The sequence below is a fragment of the Xanthomonas sp. NCPPB 4037 genome (assembly GCF_041475695.2).
GTDB classification, from domain to species: Bacteria; Pseudomonadota; Gammaproteobacteria; order Xanthomonadales; family Xanthomonadaceae; genus Xanthomonas; species Xanthomonas campestris.
Genome location: NZ_CM191261.1, coordinates 1,722,061 through 1,743,532, shown reverse-complemented (window position 1 = coordinate 1,743,532; position 21,472 = coordinate 1,722,061). Strand labels below are relative to the sequence as shown.

Here is a 21,472-nt window from a genome sequence, read left to right as displayed (position 1 = left end):
ATGTCTTCCGCTTTCGGCGCCGAAACGGTGCTTGAGGTCCGCCACTGGACCGACGCCTACTTCAGCTTCACCACCACCCGCGATGCCGGCTTCCGGTTCGAGAATGGTCAGTTCGTGATGATCGGCCTGGAGACCGAGACGCGGCCGCTGCTGCGCGCCTACTCCATTGCCAGCGCCAACTGGGAAGAACACCTGGAGTTCTTCAGCATCAAGGTGCAGGACGGCCCGCTCACCTCGCGCCTGCAGCACATCCAGCCGGGCGACAAGGTCCTGGTGGGCAAGAAGCCCACCGGCACATTGCTGATCAGCGACCTGCATCCGGGCCGCAACCTGTACCTGCTGGGCACCGGCACCGGCCTGGCGCCGTGGCTGTCGATCATCAAGGACCCGGAAACCTACGAGCGCTTCGACAAGGTGATCCTCACCCACGGCGTGCGCTTCGAAAAAGACCTGGCCTACCGCGGTTATTTCGAGCGCGAACTGCCGCAGCATGAGTTCCTGGGCGAGCTCCTGCACGACAAGCTGCTGTATTACCCGGCAGTCACGCGTGAGGCGTTCGCCAACCAGGGCCGCCTGACCGAGCTGATGGCCGACGGCCGCATGCAGCAGACGCTGGGGCTGCCGCCGCTGGATCCGGCCAACGACCGCTTCATGATCTGCGGCAGCCCGCAGATGCTGGCCGACCTGCGCACCCTGCTCGACGCACGGGGCTTTGAAACCTCGCCGCGCATCGGCACCCCCGGCCATTACGTGTTCGAGCGCGCGTTCGTCGAGAAGTAAGGCAACCACGCGAACACCCGCGCGGTGCGGCGTTTTATCTGGCTGCTGCGCCAGCACGTCGCGTCGTCGTAGGAGCGCACCCGGGCGCGATGGGGCGTTCCCGGTAAGGCTTCATCGCGCTCGAGGGCGCTCCTACGGTAGGCCGCAACTTACCGACTCACGCACCGAGCGCGCGCTCGATATCCGCCGCCAGCGCCTCCGGCTTGGTGGTTGGCGCATAGCGCTCCAGCACGCGGCCGTCGCGGCCGATCAGGAACTTGGTGAAATTCCACTTGATCGCTTCCGAGCCCAGCACGCCGCGCTTTTCGTGCTTGAGCCATTGCCACAGTGGGTGGGCATTGCTGCCATTGACCTCGACCTTGGCCGCGAGCGGAAAATCCACCGCGTAGTCCAGCGAGCAGAACTGGCGGATGTCCGCCGCATCCCCAGGCTCCTGATGACCGAACTGATCGCAGGGAAACCCGATCACCACCAGCCCGCGGTCGCGGTAGCGCTGCCACAGCGCCTGCAGGCCGGCGTACTGCGGCGTAAAACCGCATTTGGAGGCCACATTGACCACAAGCACTACCTTGCCGGCGTACTCGGCCAGCGACTGGGGTTGACCATCCAGGTCGGTGAACTGGTAGGTGGAGAGCGTGGTCATCGGCAGGTCCGCAACGGAAACCGCAAGCCTAACGCAGCGCCGCCCACAGCCAGGAAATGTCCCACCTCGATGTCGCGCCACGCTCGCGTTTGCCTGGCCGCCATGCCTTTTGTCACACGCCTGTCCCGGCCGGCTGCGCTAGCCTCGGCGGTTCGCACTTTGGAGTAACGCTCTTGACCACCCGTCTTGCCTTTGCCCTGGCCGCTTCCCTGGGACTTGCCATGCCGTCCCACAGCATCGCCGCACCCGCCGCCACCCAGGCGACCGCGACCGCCAACCCGTTCTTTGCCGACAGCACGCTGCCGCTGCACTACCCGCAGTTCGACAAGATCAAGGACAGCGACTTTGCGCCTGCCTTCGACGCCGGCATGGCCGCGCAGTTGAAGGAAGTGGACGCGATCGCCAACCAGAAGGCCAAGCCGACCTTCGACAACACCATCATCGCGCTGGAAAAGAGTGGCGCCACGCTGGATCGCGCCACCACGGTGTTCTTCAACCTGGTAGGCGCCGACACCAACGATGCGCGCAAGAAACTACAGGCCGACTACTCGGCCAAGTTTGCCGCGCACCGCGATGCGATTTCGCTCAACGGCAAGCTGTTCGCCCGCATCCAGACCCTGTACGACCAGCGCAGTAAGCTCGGCCTGGATGCGCAAGGCGTGCGCCTGGTCGAGAAGTACTACAGCGATTTCGTGCGCGATGGCGCCAAGCTGTCCGACGCCGACAAGACCACGCTCAAGGTCATGAACGCCGAGCTGGCGAACCTGGGCACCACCTTCAGCCAGAACGTGCTGGCCGAGGTCAACGCCGCCGCCGTGGTGGTGGATGACGTCAAGCAGCTCGATGGCCTGTCTGAAGAGCAGATCGCCGCCGCTGCCGAAGCCGCGAAGGCACGCAAGCTCGACGGCAAGTACGTGATCGCCCTGCTCAACACCACCGGCCAGCCGCCGCTGACCCAGCTCAAGAACCGCGAGCTGCGCAAGAAGATCTACGACGCCTCGGTGTCGCGCGGCAGCCATGGCGGCCAGTACGACAACACCGCCCTGGTCTCGCGCATCATGACCCTGCGTGCCAACAAGGCCAAGCTGCTGGGCTTCCCCACATACGCTGCGTATTCGCTGGAAAACCAGACCGCCAAGACGCCTGAAGCGGTCAACGCGATGCTCGGCAAGCTGGCACCGGCCGCGGTGGCCAACGCCAAGCGCGAGGCCGCCGACCTGCAGGCGATGATCGACAAGGAACAAAAAGCCGCACGCAAGCCGACCTTCAAACTGGAAGCCTGGGATTGGGCGTACTACAGCGAGAAAGTGCGCCAGGCCAAGTACAACTTCGACGAGTCGCAGCTCAAGCCGTATTTCGAGCTGAAGAACGTACTGGAAAACGGCGTGTTCTATGCGGCCAACCAGGAATACGGCCTGACCTTCAAGCAGCGCACCGACCTGCCCACCTACCGCGACGACATCACCGTCTATGACGTGTTCGACGCCGACGGCAAGCAGCTGGCGATCTTCATTGCCGACATGTACGCGCGCGAATCCAAGCGCGGTGGCGCCTGGATGAATTCCTACGTCTCGCAGTCGGAGCTGACCGGTTTCAAGCCGGTGGTGGCCAACCACCTCAACATCCCCAAGCCGCCGGCCGGCCAGCCAACGCTGCTGACCTGGGATGAAGTGACCACCATGTTCCATGAGTTCGGCCATGCCTTGCACGGCATGTTCTCGGACGTGAAATACCCGTATTTCTCCGGCACCAGCGTGCCGCGCGACTTCGTCGAGTTCCCCTCGCAGGTCAACGAGATGTGGGCCGACGAGCCGTCGATCCTGAAGAACTACGCCAAGCATTATCAGAACGGCACGCCGATGCCGCAGGCGTTGCTGGACAAGGTGATTGCCGCGTCCAAGTTCAACCAGGGCTTTGCCACCACCGAGTACCTGGGTGCGGCCATGCTCGACCAGAACTGGCACCAGATCAGCGCCAACCAGGTGCCGGACGCCGCAGGCGTGATGGCGTTCGAAGCCAAGGCGCTGGCCGATGACGGCATCGCCTATCCGCCCGTGCCGCCGCGCTACAAGACCCCGTATTTCAGCCACATCATGGGCGGCTATGCGGCCGGCTACTACGCCTACATCTGGTCGGAAGTGCTGGATGCCAACACGCAGCAGTGGTTCAAGCAGCACGGCGGATTGAGCCGCGCCAACGGCGACCGCTTCCGTCAGACCCTGCTTTCGCGCGGCGGTAGCGTGGATGCGATGGAGTTGTTCCAGAACTTCGCCGGGCATGCGCCGCAGATCGAGCCCTTGCTGGAGAAGCGCGGCCTCAGCGCACAGGGTGGCGACGGCGCCACGCCGGAAGCGCCGCAGTCCAAGCCGTAACGGCTTGAGATTCGGTTAAGAGCAACTATCAAAACGACTACGCAGCCGCCAGGCGGGCGCGGCCGGTTCTCGGAATCGGCATGTACCCCCGTACACTCCGGTTCCTCCGCGCCGTCCGCACCCACCTGACGGCTGCTCGCTACGTTTTTGTTAGCCGCTCTAAAAGCAATGCCGCCTGGTACTGCCAGGCGGCATTGTCGTTTGAAGCCAGCAAGCAGCGATTACTGTTCGACTGCGTCCACGCCGGCGAGCAATTTCTTCAGCAGTTTCTCAAGGCGCACCTGCTCGGCCTCGCTGATCTGCGCGGTCTCCGCCTCCAGCAAGGTGCAGGCCTCCGGCAGCAGGCGATCGATCAATGCCAGCCCAGCCGGCGCGAGCGTCAAGGTGATCTTGCGGCGGTCGTCCGGGCTGCTGGCACGCGCAATCAGCCCTTTTTCGTGCAATTGATCGGTCAGCCGGGTGATGTTGGCCGGCTTCTCACTGGCCGCCTCTGCCACTTCGGTTGGCGTGATTGCCTGTCCCGGCGTCCCATACAACATCATCAGGATTTCGTACTCAGGCGGGCTGATGCCATGCGGCTTAAGCCGCACGCAGGCCTGGGTGTGCAGCCGCTTGTAGATGTGCTTGATCAGCCGCACCAGGACGGCCGGCTCCCGGGGAAAAGGCGGGTAACGCTCGCAAGTGTGGTCGACGCGTTTAGCGGTTGGATCAAAGCTACTCATGGCACCGTTGATTACATTACTGAATGGCTAAACCATTCAAACACATCGTCGGCGCGTGCACGTATCAGCGTGCGAAGAGATGTGCATATTCCGGCGCTACCCATGCCAGCAATGTTGCGGCGGGAATCTCGGCGGTTTGCGTGCCGTCCGAATACGGGCCCACCTGATACGGCGGAAACACGAAGCGCAGTGCGCTGATTTTGCCGGCGGAATTCAACACCGGCACGAACTGCGCAAAGTTATCCGCCTGTGCAGCAGTGCCCTCGGCAATCATGCGATCGGCCGAGGCCACCTGTTCGGCTTGCTCTTCCACCGGCACGCGGTCCGCTTCCACGCGTTGCTCGGCGGCCGCATGCAGGCGCTGCGCCACCGCCTGCCCGATCTGCTCCCAGCCGGCCGGATCCGGAATCAGCGCCTGCGCGGTGAGCTGCTTGCGCTCTTTGATCAGCCAGACGAAGCGCGCCACCAGCGGTTCGCCATGCGCGCCGCCGGTGTAGCGGCTGCCGTCGGCCGACACCACGATGAGATCGGCGCTCTGCAGCACCTTCTCAAATGCCAGCGATAGCTCGTACGGTGCAGCGGGCTTGTCGTTGCCCAGTCCCGACACTGCCTGCATGAGTTCGCTGCGTGCGTCCTGCGCATAGCCACGAATCAGCGCCTGCAATTCGGGATGCGCCTCCAGCCCGGGGGGGTAGCTGATACCAACCATATAGGCGGGCGCATGTTCGATCACATCCTGCAGCGGCCCTTCTGCCACCGGTTGCACTGCCGGCTCAGCGGCCGCGGCCGGTGCCTGCTCAGCCGCAGGTTGCGCGGCCTCCGGCGTTTGTTGATTGCAACCTGCCAACAGCGCCAGCACCAGCAAGCCCTGCACCCCACCGCCCACGTTCGACCACCGCATTCCCACCTACTCCCCTGACGACACCCAGCTGCTGACGATCAGGCCAACAGCGCTTGAAATTGCGGATGCCGGCGCATGTAGGCGTCGGCATAACTGCAGGCGGGGATGACCTTCAACCCCGCCTCACCTGCGAAACCCAATGCTGCCTCCACCAAGGCGGCAGCCACGCCGCGGCCACCGATGGCGTCCGGCACCCGCGTGTGCGTGATGGTCAGCACCGCGTCCTGCTGCGCGTAGGCCAACTCGGCGGTGTTGCCATCGAGCTCGACCGTGAACCGCTGGTGGGCGGCGTCGTGCGTCACGTGCAGGTGTGCGGCATCCATCTGATCTTGATCCGGCGTTATTTCCTGTACCAATTCTGACCAGCAGCGCGCCGTGTCTGCGTGAAAGACAAGCCACGCCGTGACCTGCTGCCCAGCCTGCTGCGGCGGGGCTAAAGTTCGCCGCGCCGACGCCGATAGCCAACGCGAAGGCGCTCGCAACAGCTGCTCGACAGCGACGCACCGGCGCCTTCGCCCTACCCGCCAGGAGCGACAGCATGAACAACGATTCGTCAGGACACGGCGCAGAGAGTGATAGCTCGTTGCTGGAAGGCCTGTTCCAGTTCGCCATCAACGGCAACACCCAGGGCCAGGAATTCGCCCAGCTCAACGACACCGTCTACGAGCGCCTGCAGCAGGCCTACGGCACCGTGTCCGGCAGCGGCAGCCTGATCGACCACGAGCGCAACGCGGCCTGAGGCCTTGCGCTGATCGCAACACTGCAGGGCCGCGCCCTGCCCAACCCGACCACGCTGCGGCGACCGAGCCGCAGCGAACGCCGGGCAGGCACATCATTCAACACCTGCACTTTCGGCGTGACGCAGGCCAGGCACATCGGCCAGCGCGCTCATCACGCCAGCCCACGTCACGCCCCACAAGCACCTTGCGGCGAGACCCGCCTGCTCAACCGAAGCGCGGGTTCGACAATTGCTCCAGGAACACCTGCAGCACGCGTGGTTCCATGATCAGCATGAACATCACGCCGAACGCGGCGCCCGCCAGGTGCGCGCTGTGGTTGATGCGGTCGCCGCCGCGGCGGTCCATCCACAGGCTGTAACCCACGTAGAACACCGCGTAGATGATCGCCGGCGCCGGAATGAACAGCACCAGGATGATCGTCCACGGCTTGAGCAGGATGAAGGCGAACAACACCGCCGACACCGCGCCCGATGCGCCCAGACTGAGGTAGTTCGGGTTCTTCTGGTTCTTCAGATAGCTGGGCAGAATCGAGACGACCAACGCGCCCAGATAGAACAGCGGATAGGTCAGCACGCTGCCGGTCAGCCGCGTCATCACGTCTTCGATGTACCGGCCGAAAAAGAACAGCGTGATCATATTGAAGACCAGGTGCCCGAGATCGGCGTGGATGAAGCCGTAGGTGATCAGGCGGTCGTACTGCTTGTGCTTGTCCAGGGCGGGCGGCCACAACACCAGCCGGTCGGCCAGCTTGCGGTTGTTGAACGCCATCCACGAGACGATGCCGGTGATGGCGATCAGGATCAGGGTAATCATGCAGACCTCAGGCAGGACGGTAGTTGTCGACCATGCGATACCGGCGCGCGTACAGGCCGAAGGCCAGTGCTGCCAGGAACGCGAAGGCCGCGAAGAAGAACATCAAAAACGCCGCTTCGCTGAGCCCAGTATCGGCGATATGCGAGGTCACCGTAGCGTTGCGAACCGCCACATTCGAGAGCAGCACCCACAGGTTGCCGACCGTGGTGGTCAGGTACCAGAAACTCATCACCACGCCCTTCATCGACGGCGGCGCCTGGCTGTAGGCAAACTCGATCCCGGTGGCCGACACCAGCACTTCGCCGAAGGTGAGCAAGGCGTAGGGCAGGATCTGCCAGGCGATGTGCATCGGCTCGCCGCCATCCATCGCCACCTGGATCGCACCGACCGCAATCCACGCCACGCCGCTGAAGGCGATGCCGCTGGTCATGCGCCGCAGCGAGGTGGGCTCCCAGCCCAGGCGACGCAGCAACGGATACAGCACCAGGTTGTTGAAGGGGATCAGCAGCATCACCAGCAGCGGGTTCAGCGCCTGCATCTGCGAGGCGGTGAACCACGCCGGCATCGTCATCTCGCGGCCCTGCAGCACCCAGGTGGAGGCCTTCTGATCGAACAAGGAAAAGAACGGCGTCACCAGCGCGAAGATCACCAGCACCCGCAGCAACGCGCGCACGCCATCGACCGCCGCATCCGGATGCGTGCCGCGGGCACGTTCCAGCTGCCACCACGTGCCGCCGCCAATGCCGGCCAGCAGCAGCACCAGCGCCATGCACAGGCAGATCACCAGGCCTAGCTGCTCGCTCAATCCCAAACAGGCCAGCGCCAGCAACACGCTGATCGCCGCCAGTGCCAGGCCCGGGCGCCCCTGGCCCGGCGCATGCGCCAGCAACGCACTGCGCACCACGGCGCCAAACCCATGCGGGTCCTTGGGCGGCAACGGCACCCGAACGTAGCGCTTGCGGCCCAGCCAGAACACCGCCGTGGCGATGAACATCAAGATGCCGGGAATGCCGAATGCCCACGACGGGCCCAGGTGCTTGAGCGCCAACGGGATCAACAACGAGGCAAACAGCGAACCGAAGTTGATGATCCAGTAGAAGGCGTCGAACACCACCTTGGCCCGATGCTTGTTGGACTGGTCGAACTGGTCGCCCATGAACGAGGCCACCAAGGGTTTGATGCCGCCGGCACCGAACGCGATCAAGCCCAGGCCGACAAAAAACCCGCTGCGGCTGTCTTCGAACAACGCCAGGCAGGCGTGGCCGGCGCAGTAGATCAGGCTGAACCAGATGATGGTGGTGTACTTGCCGAAGAAGCGATCGGCCAGCCAGCCGCCCAGCAGCGGGAAGAAAAACACCCCGATCATGAAACTGTGCAGGATGTGCTTGGCTTCGGCGTCGCGTTCCGGCGCGCCGACCTCCTGCAGTAGCAGCGATGTGATCAGGAACTGCACCAGGATGTTGCGCATCCCATAGAAACTGAAACGCTCGCACGCCTCGTTGCCGATGATGAAGGGGATCTGGCGCGGCAGCCGCGCGTCGGCGGCGGGCGCCGGCAAGGTGGAGGTCGTCAAAGGCAGTCCGGTCGAGCAGAAAACGTGCCCTATCGTACCGGCGGCGGCCTGTTGCCCGCCATCGCGCGGCGCTGGGTTGCTGGTCCGGAACGGGCCACAGGCCGCCGCAGTTGCGTGGGTGTGGCCGCGATGCAACCGATGCAGCGGCAGGAGTGGCGTGCTGGGTGATGCATCCGCCGCCGTTAGCCGCGCAGCGTTGCGCGCTGATCGCGACACACCAGCATGTGGTCGACGCCCTGCAAGCGTGTCGGCCAGCCATTGCGCGCTTGGCAACCGCACCCCGTGGCGGCAGACCACATGCCAAATGCCCATTGCTGATTGAGCCGGATAACAGGCCGAAAAGCCCGAGCGAACGCGACCACGCCGCCGCGTCGTAGCTGCCCCCTTTGACGCAGTGCAGATTGGCCTGCCACGCTGGCTCGGCTACATTGCAAACGTTTTCCTGGAACACCGGACCGCTGGATGCCCCGCTTCACCCGCCTCGCCCTGAGCCTGCTGCTGCTCACCTCTGCCCCCGCCGCCCTGACTGCCGAGCCGCTGACCACCGTGGCCGAGCGCAGCGGCTTTGTGCAGACCGGCCGCTTTGACGAGGTCATCGCCTTGTGCGATGCATTCGCGCAGCGCTACCCGCAGGCGGTGCGCTGCATCAGCTTCGGCACCACGCCTGAAGGGCGGCCGATGAAGGCGCTGGTGGTGTCCACCAGCGGCGCGTTGGATGCGGCAAGCGCAGCGCAGCGCGCATTGCCGGTGGTGCTGGTGCAAGGCGGCATCCATGCCGGCGAGATCGATGGCAAGGACGCGGGCTTCCTGGCCCTGCGCGAGTTGCTCGATGGCACCGCCGGCAAAGGGGTGCTCGACAAGGTGGTGTGGATCTTCGTGCCGGTGTTCAATGTGGACGGCCATGAGCGCTTCGGCGCCTGGAACCGTCCCAACCAGCGCGGCCCCGAACAGATGGGCTGGCGCACCACCGCGCAGAACCTCAATCTCAACCGCGATTACGTCAAGGCCGACGCGCCGGAGATGCAGGCGATGCTGCAGCTGGTGCAGCAGTGGGACCCATTGATGTACGTGGACCTGCACGCCACCGATGGCGCGCAGTTCGAACACGATGTGTCGGTGCAGGTGGAACCGGTGCACGCGGGCGACGCGGCGTTGCGCAAGGACGGCACCCGCTGGCGTGATGCGGTGATTGCCGATCTGGCCAAGCAGGGTTCGTTGCCACTGCCGTACTACCCGTCGCTGGTGCGCGAGGACGACCCCAGCTCGGGCTTCGCTGATGACGTGTCGCCGCCGCGGTTCTCGCACGGCTATTTCCTGCTGCGTAACCGCTTCGGCATGCTGGTGGAAACCCACTCGTGGAAGCAGTACCCGGTGCGCGTGCGGGTGACCCGCAACGCCATCGTCTCGGTGTTGCAGCAGGCCGCACGGCACGGCACGCAATGGCTGGCCGACGCGCATGCCGCCGATCGGCGCGCCAGCGCATTGGCAGGACACCTCGAGCCGTTGAGCTACGCGGCCGGCCCGGGCACGCGCACCGTCGCGTTCCGCGGCTATGCCTACACACGCACGCCCTCGCCGGTGTCCGGTGCGTTGATGACCCGCTACGACGAGCGCACACCGCAGATCTGGAAGGTGCCGCTGCGCGACCAGATCGCCCCGGATGTCACCGTGGAGGCACCTCGCGGTGGCTACCTGGTGCCGGCGGCGCAGGCCGCCCTGGTCGCCGACACACTGCGCTTGCACGGCATCACCTTCCAGACCCTCACGCAGGCAGGCGACCGCGCGGTGCAGAGCTTCCGCGCCGACACCGCCACCTTTGCGGCGCGCTCCAACGAGGGCCACCAGGGGCTCACCGTCAGCGGCCAGTGGCATGCTGAGACGCGCGCGGTGCCGGTAGGATCGTTGTTCGTACCGATTGCCCAGCCCAAGGCGCGGTTGGTGATGGCCATCCTGGAGCCACAGGCACCGGATTCGCTGCTGCAGTGGGGCCTGTTCAATCTGGCCTTCGAGCGCAAGGAGTACATGGAAGACTACGTGGCCGAAGACGTGGCGCGCGAGATGCTCGTGCGCGACCCGGCCCTGAAGGCGCAGTTCGAACAACGCCTGGTCAGTGACCCGGCATTTGCCGCCGACCCGCAGGCGCGCCTGGAGTTTTTCTACCGGCTGCATCCGTCCTGGGACGAGCGCTACCAGCTCTACCCGGTGCTGCGTACCGACCAGAGCGCATTTTGAGCGCGCAGACGCAGACGCGCTGACTCAGGGCGCGGCCGGCGCCCCCCATTCGGGCACCACGGTGCCCTCCCCGATCCGTTACCGCACCACAAGGACCACGACGTGCCACACCTCGATATGAAAACGTTTACACCCGCCGCTCCGCGACCGCGCCGACTGGCGCTGGCCCTCGCGCTGGGCCTGGGCATTGTCCTCAGCGCGCCGCTGGCGGCGCAGCAGGCCAACGCCGCACAGCCGTGGATGGACACCGCGCTGAGCCCGGACCAGCGCGCCGCGCTGCTGCTGACGCAGATGACCGAAGACGAAAAATTCCAGATGCTGCGCAGCTACTTTGGCCTGGGCACCGACAAGATTCCCAAGCCCGAAGGCGCACTCGGCTCGGCTGGGTACGTGCCGGGCGTTGCGCGCCTGGGTATCCCGGCGCAGCAGCTGGCCGATGCCGGCGTGGGCGTCACCAACCCCGGTGGCATCCGCAAGGGCGACTTCGCCACCGCGATGCCGTCCGGCCCGTCCACGGCGTCGAGCTGGAATCCGCAACTGGCCTATGCCGGCGGCAAGACCATGGGCCGCGAATCCTGGCAGCAGGGCTTCAACGTGCTGCTGGCCGGTAGCGTCAACCTGCAGCGCGACCCGCGCAACGGCCGCAACTTCGAATATGCCGGCGAAGACCCGCTGCTGGCCGGCGTGATGGTGGGCGAATCGATCCGCGGCGTGCAGAGCGAGCACGTGCTGTCGACGATGAAGCACTTCGCGCTCAACGACATGGAAACCCGGCGCAACTTCCATAGCGCGCAGATCGGCGAGCAGGCGATGCATGAGTCGGACCTGCTGGCCTTCGAGATCGCACTGAAGATCGGCGACCCGGCATCGGTGATGTGCTCGTACAACAAGATCAACGGCATCTACGGCTGCGAGCACGACTACCTGCTCAACCAGGTGCTCAAGCAGGAATGGAAGTACCCGGGTTATGTGATGTCCGATTGGGGCGGCGTGCACAGCGGCTCCAAGGCCGCGCTGGCCGGGCTGGATCAACAGTCGGCCGGTGAAGTCTTCGATGCGGCGGTGTTCTTCGATGCACCGCTGCGCATGGCGGTCGGTGCCGGCGTGGTGCCGCGCGCGCGCTTCGACGACATGGTCACGCGCATCCTGCGCAGCCTGTTTGCGCATGGCGCATTCGACCACCCCACCCAGCGCCAGCCCATCGAAGGCAAGGCCGGCCAACGCGCCGCGCAGCGCGTGGCCGAAGAAGGCAGCGTGCTGCTGCGTAACGAACAGGCCACCTTGCCGCTGTCAAAGGATGTGCGCCGCATCGCGGTGATCGGCGGTTATGCCGACAAGGGCGTGATGTCCGGCGGTGGTTCCTCGCGGGTGGACTACACCATCAATGGCGGCAATGCGGTGCCCGGGCTCACCCCGACCACCTGGCCCGGCCCGGTGATCATCCATCCCTCCTCGCCGTTGCAGGCGTTGCGCGCGGCGTTGCCGGACGTGCAGATCGATTACGTGGACGGCAAGGACCGCGCAGCGGCCGCACGCGCGGCCAAGGGGGCAGATGTGGCGATCGTGTTCGCCACCCAGTGGGCGGCCGAGTCGGTGGATCTGCCGGACATGCAACTGCCCGATGGCCAGGACGCGTTGATCGAGGCGGTGGCCAAGGCCAACCCCAAGACCACCGTGGTGCTGGAAACCAACGGCCCGGTGCGCATGCCGTGGGCCGAGCGCGTGCCGGCGGTGTTGCAGACGTGGTACCCGGGGATTGGCGGTGGTGAGGCCATCGCCAACCTGCTGACCGGTGCGGTAAATCCCTCCGGCCATCTGCCGGTGACCTGGCCGGTGGATGAGTCGCAATTGCCGCGTCCGTCGATTCCGGGCCTGGGCTTCAAGCCAGCCAAGCCGGGCGAAGACACCATCGACTACGCGATCGAAGGCGCCAACGTCGGCTACAAGTGGTTTGCCGCGCGCAACCTCACCCCGCGCTATCCATTCGGCCATGGCATGTCGTACACGCAGTTCCGCATGGGCGGCTTGCGTGTGGAGGCTGCCAACGGCCAGCTGACTGCCAATTTCGAGGTGGAAAATACCGGCAAGCGCGACGGTGCCGCCGTGCCGCAGCTCTACGTCACGCTGCCGAACGGCCACGCCACACCGCTGCGCCTGATCGGCTGGCAGAAGCTCACGCTCAAGCCGGGCGAAAAGCGCAACGTGCAGGTGATCGCCGAACCCAAGACGCTGGCCGACTTCGATGCCAAGGCACGCCACTGGACGATTGCCGCCGGCACCTATCGCGTGCAGCTGGCGCGTTCGGCAGGCGAACCGGTGCAGAGTGCGGAGGTCACCTTGCAGGCGGCGCAGCTGCCGTGATCGCGTGCCGCGGCGGGCATGCAGTGCGCGTGTCCGTCGCGCCGTCTTCTCCCGTGGCCGGCAGGCACCCGCCACCACGAAGAATTTGTGCCAGATGCGTTGACAGCGTCGCGCGTAACTTGCACAATTCTCCTCCTGAGTCGCCCAGGTGGCGGAATTGGTAGACGCACTAGCTTCAGGTGCTAGCGGGGGCAACTTCGTGGAGGTTCGAGTCCTCTCCTGGGCACCACGACTCACGGCAGATCTAAAAAACCCCGCTCAGGCGGGGTTTTTTGCGTCTGGGCCATGCGATGGACGAAGGACTGTCGGCGGTGGCGCGCATGCCGATCGGCTGCGCTGCAAGCGTGCGCCGCGCGTGACTTTCGACACGCGACCACGTGTTGCGGCTGTGGCGACCATGTTCGACGCCTCCACGACGGATGTCGATGGAAGGCCAGCTGGATGCAAGGCTTGACGCCAAACGTCCACGATCAAGGCCAATGCCAATCTGCGTTACAGCCAGGTGGAAGCACCAGAAACAAACAGATGAGGTCTCACAACCTCATGCCAGATCACTGTTTCCCAGGTGGCGCGGGCATGTCCTTGATGCGCTGCCGGATGGCGCTCGAACGGGCGAGATCTCCGCTTGCCTCATACGCCTCGGCAAGGCTGTCCAGCGCATTGCGGGACACCGGAAACAGCAACACGTTGAGCGCAAACACACGAATCGCCGCATCTGCGCCGAGATTGGACAGAACGGTGTAGCCCGTCGTGTTGACCACAGCCTCGAGTTGATCGAGGGGGATGCTCCCGTCGACACGCAGTGCATCGGCCAACAGCTGCGTGTCGTGATCGACAGGCGACTGCAGCGCGAAGGCGATGAGCTTCTCCGACAAGGCTTCGGCGGGAAACGTCTGTGGCGCGATGGCGGCCATGATGCTGTCGACCAGCACCCGGGACCACACCCCGCGCGTGCTGCCATTGGTCAGGTAAACGATGGTGTAGCTATCGCCATCCAGGGCATCGGCGAACAGCAGGCGCACCCTCACCCGCGCGCCGCCATCATGACCGACGTGCCGATAGGCACCACTTGCGCCAACCTCCCAGCCGCCGGCAAACCAGCCGCCGGCAAACCAGCCGCGCTGCCCATTGGGCAGCAGCTGCGGTTGCCAGAGCTGCTGCAGTGTCGGCTTTCCGACTAACGTTCCATCTCGCATCGCTTCGATGAACGTCGCCAGATCGTCGATGCTGGCGTACAGCTCGGCATGCCCGAGGGCGTAATCGGGCCAAGCGATCTCCGGCTCTTTCTGCAGTTTTCCGTCCTTGCCAACGTAGGCACTGACGACTGCATCAGCCGGCAATCGCGAGCGTCCGAGAAAGGTATGCGCCAGCTTTAACGGCTCGAGGATCCGCTCGGAGACGATCTGCGAATACGGCTTGCGGTAATGCGCCTGGAGCAGTTGTGACAGCACCAGATAGTTGGTGTTGATGTAGCGGGTGCTGCTACCCGGCGAAAACAGCAGAGGTTGGTTGCCAAGCACAGCAAAGACGGCCTGCGCAGTGGCAGGAAACGATGCGTTTGTTCCAGGCGCGCCGCTCATCTGCGCCTCGGTGAAATATTCTGGCAACCCGGAGGTGTGGTTGAGCAGCTGACGCACCGTGATCTTGCTCCAGCGCCGCGGCAGATCTGGAAGGTAGACCCGAGCGGGTCGGTCCAGACTGATCTGCCCGGCCTCGACCAACTGCATCATCAAGGTGCTCACCAGCAGCTTGCTCACCGAAAACACAGGAAATATCTGCTCAGGCATCACCGGCTGCTGACTGTCGAGGTCGGCAAGTCCATCGCCACCGCGAAACAGCACCTTGCCATTGTGGGAGACGTACGCAGCCTGCCCTACGATGCCGTAGCGCTGCCGATTAAGCTGCATCTGCTGTGTCACCTTGTCGCTCGATTCATCGGCCAAGGCGATCAACGGCAACCACAGCGACAGAAGAAGCACAGTCTGCAGCAGACGCCCAATTGCCGGCGCTACATGCGGTAACTCACGATGACGCTGGGCCTCTTGATTCAGCGTGAGCCGGCCTTGGCGCTGCATCGTATGCATAAGGCAGAAAGACTGCGGTAAACCGGTCGTTGAAGGCGTCACTGCCATTGAACTGCTCCCACTTGGAGAGCGTCAGTCTAGAGCGTGTTGACAGGCACAGCACGATTGTTAGAGCGGCTCACAAACCGTAGCGAGCACCCGACTGGTGGGGGGTGAGCGCAGGGGTTTTGTCAGCTGCCTTTTTTGGATGCAGTCAGAAGCCCACGTCAAATACTGCGTCGGTCAAGGCTGCAGCGCCCTCACCGCTCCAAACGGTTCGTTGGTTGCTTTGCGAAGCGCTACGCAACCAACCATCCCGACTGGCTCTTGCCCGTCCACCGTCGCGGGACCTTACGCGGCATGGATGCCGCGTAAGCGCCTACACGGACGTACTTGCGGCGTGTCCCGCGATGGTGGGCGGGCAAGGGCCCCGTAGCCAAGTCGCAGATCATTCGCTCTGCACTGGACCGACGTGAGGTCGTTGTCTTAGCCGATGTCAGAACGGCCAAGCGCCTTGTCAGCCGGCGCCTAATGCCCCCCGGCCGCCGCTGCGCCGCCGGCACCGGCGCCGAACGGTGGCTTGGCCAGCCACAGGAAGAAGATGATGCCCAAGAAGGTCCAGCCGAGCAGATAGAAGATGTCGTTGAAGCCCATCTGCGAAGCCTGGTGATTGATCATGTTGTTGAGCGAGGCCGCGCCGCGTTGCAGGTCGCCCTGCCCCATTGCGGTGACCTGCTCCTGCATGCCGGGCGTGTACACCGAGATGTGTTCGGTGATGTGCGCATGGTGCACCTGGGTGCGGCGCGCCCACAGATACGTGGTCAGCGATGCGGCAAAACTACCGCCCAACGTGCGCAGGAAGGTGGCCAGGCCGGAGCCGGCCGCGATCTCGCGCCCATCCAGATCCGAGAGCAGGATCTGCAGCACCGGCATGAAAAACAACGCCACGCCCACGCCCATCACCAGCTGGATCGTCGCCACGTGGGCGAAGTCCACCTGCAGGTTGAAGTTGGAACGGAAGAAGCTGGTGAACGACATGAAGATGAAGGCAATGGTGGCGAGCATGCGTAGATCGAAACGCAACGCGTACTTGCCCACGAACGGCGTCATCAACACCGGCAGGATGCCGATCGGTGCGGTGGCCAGGCCCGCCCAGATCGCGGTGTAGCCCATGTCGCGCTGCAACCACTGCGGGATCAACAGGCTGACGCTGAAGAACGCCGCGTAGGCCACCACCATGGCGAGCGTGCCGGCGCGGAAGTTGCGGTGCCGGAACAGCTTGAGGTCGACGATGGGGTCCTTGTCGGTGAGTTCCCAGATCACGAACACCACCAGCGCCACGGCTGCGACACAGGCCAGCACCACGATCTTGTCGGAGGAGAACCAATCCTCGTCGTTGCCCAGGTCAAGCACCAGCTGCAGCGCGCCCACGCCGACCACCAGCAGGATCAGGCCGATGTAATCCATGCGCGGCCGTTCCAGCTGTTCCGGGCGATGCCGCAACTGCGAACCGACGATGCTGCTGGCGATGATGCCCAGCGGCACGTTGATCAGGAAGATCCATTCCCAGCTGTAGTTGTCGGTGATCCAGCCGCCCAGGATCGGGCCGGCGATCGGCGCCACCACCGTGATCATGGCCAGCAAGGCCAGCGCCTGCCCGCGTTTTTCGCGCGGATAGATCGACACCAGCAGACTCTGCGTGATCGGGTACATCGGCCCGGCCACGAAGCCCTGCAGCGCGCGCGCCACCACCAGCATGCCCATGCTCTGGGCGAGGCCACACAGCAGCGAGGCGATGGTGAAGGCCAGCGTGGACCACACGAACAGCTTGGTTTCGCCGAAGCGACGGCTCAGCCAGCCGGTCAGCGGCAACGCGATCGCGGTGCTCACCGCGAACGAGGTGATGACCCAGGTGGCCTGCTGCGAACTGGCGCCGAGATTACCGGCGATGGTGGGCAGCGAGACGTTGGCGATGGTGGTGTCCAGCACCTGCATGAACGAGGCCATCGCCAGGCCCACGGTGCACAGCGCCACGCTCGCCGGGCGAAAGCCCGCGGCGGGCGCCGGTGCCGAAGGGCCGCCGGGCGCGGTGGGAGCTTGCGAAGACATGGTGGCTTAGCCCGCCTTGGTGGCAGCCTGCGTCGGCAGGTTGTCCTGGATGATGCGATGGATGTCTGCGTCGGCGGCCTTGAGCTGCTGCGCGTAGACATCGGTGGAGAACACCGCGCCGCTGGCAAGCTTGGTCGGCAGCACACTGCCCTGCTGGTCGTGCAGGTTGACGTCGACCTTCATCGACAACCCCAGACGCAGCGGGTTGGCTGCCAGTTGCTTGGGTTCGATGGCGATACGCACCGGCACGCGCTGCACGATCTTGATCCAGTTGCCGCTGGCGTTCTGCGCCGGCAACAACGAGAACGCGCTGCCGGTGCCCAGGCCCAGGCTTTCGATGCGGCCGGTGTAGTCCACGCCACCGCCGTACAGATCCGAATGCAGTTCCACGGTCTGGCCCAGACGCATGTGCTTGAGCTGGGTCTCCTTGAAATTGGCTTCCACCCACATCTGCTCCGGCGGCACCACCGCCATCAGCACGGTGCCGGGCTGCACCCGCTGGCCTACCTGCGCCGAACGCCGCGCGACATATCCGGACACCGGTGCTACCACGCCGGTACGCGCATGGTTGAGGAAGGCCTGGCGCAGCTGCGCCGCGGCGGCCTGCACGTCGGGCTGGGTGGCCACTTCGGTGTCGTCGACCAACGCGCGATTGCGCTCGAAGCTTTCGCGCGAGCCGCTCACCGCCGCTTCGGCGGCAGCGAGTTCATCGCGGGCATGGGCCAGTTCTTCGTTGGAAATCGCACCGCTGGCAGCAAGGTCCTTGCGGCGTGCGAAGTCGGCACGTGCGCTGCGCAATGTCACTTCGCGTGCAGAAAGTTCGGCCTGCGCACCTTCCACGCTGCGGTACAGACCACGCACCTGGCGCACGGTCTTGGCGAGGTTGGCTTCGGCCTGCTGCAAGGCGACCGCGGTGTCGGACGGGTCCAGCTGCACCAGCAGCTGGCCGCGCTCCACGCGCATGCCGTCTTCGGCGCCGATGCTCACCACGGTGCCACCCACCATCGGGGTGATCTGCACCTGGTTGCCCTGCACATAGGCGTCGTCGGTGTCTTCAGCCCAGCGCCCGATCAGGAAGTACCACACCACCAGGCCGATGACCGCAAGGATCACCAGGATGGCGACGATGCGCAGCAGTTTGCGGCGCTTGCTGGGTGCGGCCGGCGCGGGATGCGAAGAGGTAGGAGTCGTCTGGCTCATCGTCGATGTCTCAGGAATGCGGTTGTGCGGAAGAGGTCGCGGCGTGTGCGGTGTCGTGCGCAGGCTCCGGCGTAAAGCCGCCGCCCAGCGCACGGCGCAACTTCACCGAGGCCATGAGTTGTTGGGAGTGCAGCCCGGCCATGCGCTGGCGCGCGGTGAGCAATTGCTCCTGCACGCTCAGCACTTCCAGGTAGCTGCCGATGCCGGCGCGGTAGCGCTGCTGGGCCAGGTCAAAGGCGGCGCTGGCGGTCTGCACGGCGTCGTCCTGTGCGCGTGCACGCTGCTCCAGCGAGCGCACCGCGTTGACCTGGTCGGCCACTTCACGCAGGGCGTCGAGCACCTTCTGGTTGTAATCGGCCACCGCCAGGTCGTACTGCGCATCGCTGCCGGCCAAGCCGGCGCGTAGCCGGCCGCCATCGAAGATGGGCAGGCTCAAGGCCGGGGCCACCACACCGAGCACCGAGCCGCTTTCCAGCAGCTTGCCGACATCGGAGTTGATTACCCCGCCCAGCGCGGTGAGGTTGAGGCTGGGATAGAAGCGCGCCTTGGCGACGGCAATGTCCTTGTCGGCCGCTTCCACGCGCCAGCGCGCCGCCACCACATCGGGGCGACGGCCGAGCAGATCGGCCGGCAAGGCGCTGGGCAGTTGCGGCGGCACGCTCTGGCTCAGCACCGGGCGCGCGATGTCCAGCCCGCGGTCCGGGCCCTGCCCGACCAGCGCGGCCAGGGCATTGCGTGCTTCGTCGATCTGCTGCTGCGCCGATTGCACCTGCTGCTGCGCGGCGGGCACGCGGGCCTGCGCCTGACGCACCTGCAATTCGCTGTCGATGCCGGCGCCGCGGCGGCGCTGGGTCAACTCCAGGGTTTTCTGCGCACGTGCCAGCTCATCGTTGGCCACGTCCCGCAGATCCCAGGCGTAGGCGAGCTGTGCGTAGCCTTCGGCGATGGCCGCCGACAGGTTGAGGCGTGCCGCCTGCGCGTCCACCTCGGCGGCGTGTGCCTGGTCCACGGCTGCTTCCCACGCGGCGCGCTTGCCACCCCACAGGTCCACGCCATAACGGAAGTCCAGCACCACCTGCGCGCTGCCGGCATAGCTGCCGCCGCGCTCCTCGCCCACCATCGATTCGGGCAATTGCAGGCCGGTGTAGCCGCCGGAAACCGACAGGCTGGGGCCGCGGTCGGCCTGGGCAGTGCCGCTGCGCGCCTGCGCCTGGCGCAGCCGTGCATCGGCAGCGGCCAGGCTGGGGCTGTGCTGCAGGCCTTCGGCGATCAGCGCGTCCAGCTGCGGGTCGCCCAGGGCACGCCACCAGTCACTGGCCGGCCAGGCGGCCGGGCTCAGCTGCGCCTGCCCGAAGGTGCGCTCGGCATGCACGGCGCCGGGCTCCAGCACGGTACCTTGCGGCGCCAGGCCGCGGCTGCTGGCACAGGCGGCCAGCGCCAGTGCCAGCGTGGTTACAAGGATCGGCCGCAGCCTGCGCACTGCGCGCGGGTGCCGCCTCTGAAGGAAGGAACTAGCAGCGTTCATGAGTTGAGTGCATCGCGGACACGGATGAGAAGAGAGGTGAGTTGCTCGCGCTCGGGCGCCGACAGGTCGCGCAGGCCATGCTCCATGGCGCGTTCGCCGCGCAGCCGCAGGCGCTCCCACAGCGCCACGCCCTCTTCGGTCATGACGATCTGCAGCGCGCGGCGATCCTGCGCATGTGGCTCGCGCCGCACTGCGCCCAGCGCCTCGAGCTTGTCGAGCAGGCGCGTGACCGCGCTTGGGGTCTGGTCCAGCGCCTGGGCGAGCTCGTTGGCGGTACATGGCGAGCGCACTGCCAGCACTTTCAGGCCGACGTAATGGCTGAAGCCGAAGTCGGGCAGCTCGCCCTTCATTTCGGCATCGAGCTGGCGCATCAGCGCGTCGCGCACCTGGCGCAACAGCAAGCCGAAGGTCGGCGGCGTGGTGGCTGTGGAGTCGATCATGGGGCGTTATTTTGTTCCGAAAAATATATTTGTCAACGCAAATATGTCATCCGGGATAAAACCGATTGCAAGGCTCGAGACGATACGCGCCCCGCCAGCTGGCCCGGTAATACAATCTGGCCAATGAATAACGAAAACCGGCCAACCGAGATCGATGCGTTGCCGCCTGGCGCGCGGGCCAGCTTCGAATGGGCACACGGCCCGGTGGTGGTCGCCTTCCGCGCCGACCTGCGCGCGGTGTGGGCGCCGGAGACCGCCTGGCATGCGCATGTGCGCGGCCAGCTGATGTATGTCGAACAGGGCGTGCTGACCGTGCACACCGAACACGGCACCTCCTCGCTGCCGCCCGGCTGTGCCGGCTGGATGCCGCCCGGCCAGCAGCACACCGTGGAGCTGGCCGGGCCGCTGCGCGGCTGGGGCGTGGTGGTGCGGCCGGATGCCTGCACCGGCCTGCCGGCGCGCAGCGGGGTGATCCGCCTGAGCGGGCTGGCCCGCGAGGTGATCATGCGGGCGGCCAGCTGGCCGCTGAGCGAGATGCTGGCCGAACCCGTCGATCCGGCCCGGCAACGCCTGGCGGCAGTCCTGCTGGACGAGCTGTGCCAGGCGCCGATCGAGCACCTGCACCTGCCGATGCCAGCCGACCGGCGGCTGCTGCGCATTGCCCGGCAGCTGCTCGACACCCCCGCCGACCCGCGCCCGCTCGAGGCCTGGGCCACCTGGGGCGGGCTGTCGCCGCGCAGCCTGAGCCGGCACTTCCGCGACGAGACCGGGCTCAGTTTTGCGCAATGGCGGCAGCAGGCGCGCCTGGCCGAGGGCCTGCGCCGGCTCAGCCAGGGCACCGCCGTGGCGCAGGTCGCCGACCAGCTCGGCTACAGCAGCCCCAGCGCCTTCGTCAGCGTCTTCCACCGGCATTTTGGTGCCCCGCCGGCCCGTTATCTGGCCGGCGGCCACGCGCGCGGCTTGGCATACCCCGCCGCATCCGGATAATCGGCGCTCTT

Annotated in this window: 17 protein-coding genes, 1 tRNA gene and 1 other RNA gene; 8 read left to right on the top strand and 11 right to left on the bottom strand. The window is 65.6% G+C overall.

Going from position 1 to position 21,472, the window contains the following annotated elements; genetic code table 11:
* Complete coding sequence (locus tag ACCQ01_RS07800) at positions 1 to 780, top strand: ferredoxin--NADP reductase (protein ID WP_228432560.1); 780 nt, start codon at positions 1 to 3, stop codon at positions 778 to 780.
* A gap of 157 nt (positions 781 to 937) precedes the next feature.
* Here ACCQ01_RS07800 and ACCQ01_RS07795 read toward each other — a convergent pair whose 3' ends face one another.
* Entirely contained in the window at positions 938 to 1,423 is a 486-nt protein-coding gene (locus ACCQ01_RS07795; protein WP_228432561.1) for a glutathione peroxidase, read from the bottom strand.
* Positions 1,424 to 1,596: 173 nt separating this feature from the next.
* On the opposite strand from ACCQ01_RS07795, the gene ACCQ01_RS07790 reads away from it, so the two are divergent.
* Complete coding sequence (locus ACCQ01_RS07790; RefSeq protein ID WP_228432562.1) at positions 1,597 to 3,795, top strand: M3 family metallopeptidase; 2,199 nt, start codon at positions 1,597 to 1,599, stop codon at positions 3,793 to 3,795.
* A gap of 80 nt (positions 3,796 to 3,875) precedes the next feature.
* Positions 3,876 to 3,951: non-coding RNA, sX9 sRNA (locus ACCQ01_RS07785), on the top strand.
* Positions 3,952 to 4,016: 65 nt separating this feature from the next.
* Here the strand turns inward: ACCQ01_RS07785 and ACCQ01_RS07780 are convergent.
* The 3 genes from ACCQ01_RS07780 to ACCQ01_RS07770 form a co-directional block, all read right to left on the bottom strand.
* The gene (locus tag ACCQ01_RS07780; RefSeq protein ID WP_228432563.1) at positions 4,017 to 4,517 is read right to left on the bottom strand and encodes a MarR family winged helix-turn-helix transcriptional regulator; all 501 of its coding nucleotides are present in this window, start codon (positions 4,515 to 4,517) and stop codon (positions 4,017 to 4,019) included.
* Positions 4,518 to 4,581: 64 nt separating this feature from the next.
* Entirely contained in the window at positions 4,582 to 5,418 is an 837-nt protein-coding gene (locus ACCQ01_RS07775; RefSeq protein ID WP_016944189.1) for a DUF3298 and DUF4163 domain-containing protein, read from the bottom strand.
* Positions 5,419 to 5,456: 38 nt separating this feature from the next.
* A complete protein-coding gene (locus ACCQ01_RS07770; RefSeq protein WP_228426003.1) occupies positions 5,457 to 5,741 on the bottom strand; it encodes a GNAT family N-acetyltransferase in 285 nt (94 codons plus the stop codon).
* 215 nt (positions 5,742 to 5,956) lie between these two features.
* Between ACCQ01_RS07770 and ACCQ01_RS07765 the strand changes: the two genes are divergently transcribed.
* Positions 5,957 to 6,157 carry a hypothetical protein gene (locus tag ACCQ01_RS07765; protein WP_012438794.1) on the top strand — a complete coding sequence of 67 codons (201 nt, stop codon included), beginning with the start codon at positions 5,957 to 5,959 and terminating at the stop codon, positions 6,155 to 6,157.
* A gap of 205 nt (positions 6,158 to 6,362) precedes the next feature.
* Here the strand turns inward: ACCQ01_RS07765 and ACCQ01_RS07760 are convergent, their stop codons facing one another.
* Together ACCQ01_RS07760 and ACCQ01_RS07755 are read right to left on the bottom strand one after the other, a co-directional pair.
* The gene (locus ACCQ01_RS07760) at positions 6,363 to 6,971 is read right to left on the bottom strand and encodes a rhomboid family intramembrane serine protease (RefSeq protein WP_050911595.1); all 609 of its coding nucleotides are present in this window, start codon (positions 6,969 to 6,971) and stop codon (positions 6,363 to 6,365) included.
* 7 nt (positions 6,972 to 6,978) lie between these two features.
* A complete protein-coding gene (locus tag ACCQ01_RS07755; protein WP_228432564.1) occupies positions 6,979 to 8,544 on the bottom strand; it encodes a POT-type proton-dependent oligopeptide transporter in 1,566 nt (521 codons plus the stop codon).
* A gap of 462 nt (positions 8,545 to 9,006) precedes the next feature.
* On the opposite strand from ACCQ01_RS07755, the gene ACCQ01_RS07750 reads away from it, so the two are divergent.
* The 3 genes from ACCQ01_RS07750 (at position 9,007) to ACCQ01_RS07740 (ending at position 13,366) form a co-directional block, all read left to right on the top strand.
* Positions 9,007 to 10,776, top strand: a complete 1,770-nt coding sequence (locus ACCQ01_RS07750; RefSeq protein WP_228432565.1) for a M14 family metallopeptidase — start codon at positions 9,007 to 9,009, stop codon at positions 10,774 to 10,776.
* Between the two features lie 174 nt (positions 10,777 to 10,950).
* The gene (locus tag ACCQ01_RS07745; RefSeq protein WP_228432666.1) at positions 10,951 to 13,137 is read left to right on the top strand and encodes a beta-glucosidase family protein; all 2,187 of its coding nucleotides are present in this window, start codon (positions 10,951 to 10,953) and stop codon (positions 13,135 to 13,137) included.
* A 142-nt stretch (positions 13,138 to 13,279) separates the two neighbouring features.
* Positions 13,280 to 13,366 (top strand) — tRNA-Leu (locus ACCQ01_RS07740).
* Between the two features lie 322 nt (positions 13,367 to 13,688).
* On the opposite strand, the gene ACCQ01_RS07735 is transcribed toward ACCQ01_RS07740, so the two are convergent.
* The 5 genes from ACCQ01_RS07735 to ACCQ01_RS07715 form a co-directional block, all read right to left on the bottom strand.
* Positions 13,689 to 15,269: a serine hydrolase domain-containing protein gene (locus ACCQ01_RS07735; RefSeq protein WP_228432566.1), complete on the bottom strand. Its 1,581-nt coding sequence runs from the start codon at positions 15,267 to 15,269 to the stop codon at positions 13,689 to 13,691.
* Positions 15,270 to 15,728: 459 nt separating this feature from the next.
* Entirely contained in the window at positions 15,729 to 17,309 is a 1,581-nt protein-coding gene (locus ACCQ01_RS07730; protein ID WP_011036592.1) for a DHA2 family efflux MFS transporter permease subunit, read from the bottom strand.
* Positions 17,310 to 17,315: 6 nt separating this feature from the next.
* The gene (locus tag ACCQ01_RS07725; RefSeq protein WP_042598728.1) at positions 17,316 to 18,509 is read right to left on the bottom strand and encodes an HlyD family secretion protein; all 1,194 of its coding nucleotides are present in this window, start codon (positions 18,507 to 18,509) and stop codon (positions 17,316 to 17,318) included.
* 10 nt (positions 18,510 to 18,519) lie between these two features.
* A complete protein-coding gene (locus ACCQ01_RS07720) occupies positions 18,520 to 20,034 on the bottom strand; it encodes an AdeC/AdeK/OprM family multidrug efflux complex outer membrane factor (RefSeq protein WP_228432567.1) in 1,515 nt (504 codons plus the stop codon).
* On the bottom strand, positions 20,031 to 20,474 hold the full coding sequence (locus ACCQ01_RS07715; protein WP_267132060.1) for a MarR family winged helix-turn-helix transcriptional regulator: 444 nt from the start codon (positions 20,472 to 20,474) through the stop codon (positions 20,031 to 20,033). Before ACCQ01_RS07715 ends, ACCQ01_RS07720 begins: the two co-directional genes overlap by 4 nt.
* Positions 20,475 to 20,597: 123 nt before the next feature.
* Between ACCQ01_RS07715 and ACCQ01_RS07710 the strand changes: the two genes are divergently transcribed.
* Positions 20,598 to 21,461 carry an AraC family transcriptional regulator gene (locus ACCQ01_RS07710; RefSeq protein WP_228432568.1) on the top strand — a complete coding sequence of 288 codons (864 nt, stop codon included), beginning with the start codon at positions 20,598 to 20,600 and terminating at the stop codon, positions 21,459 to 21,461.
* Positions 21,462 to 21,472 lie beyond the last annotated feature (11 nt).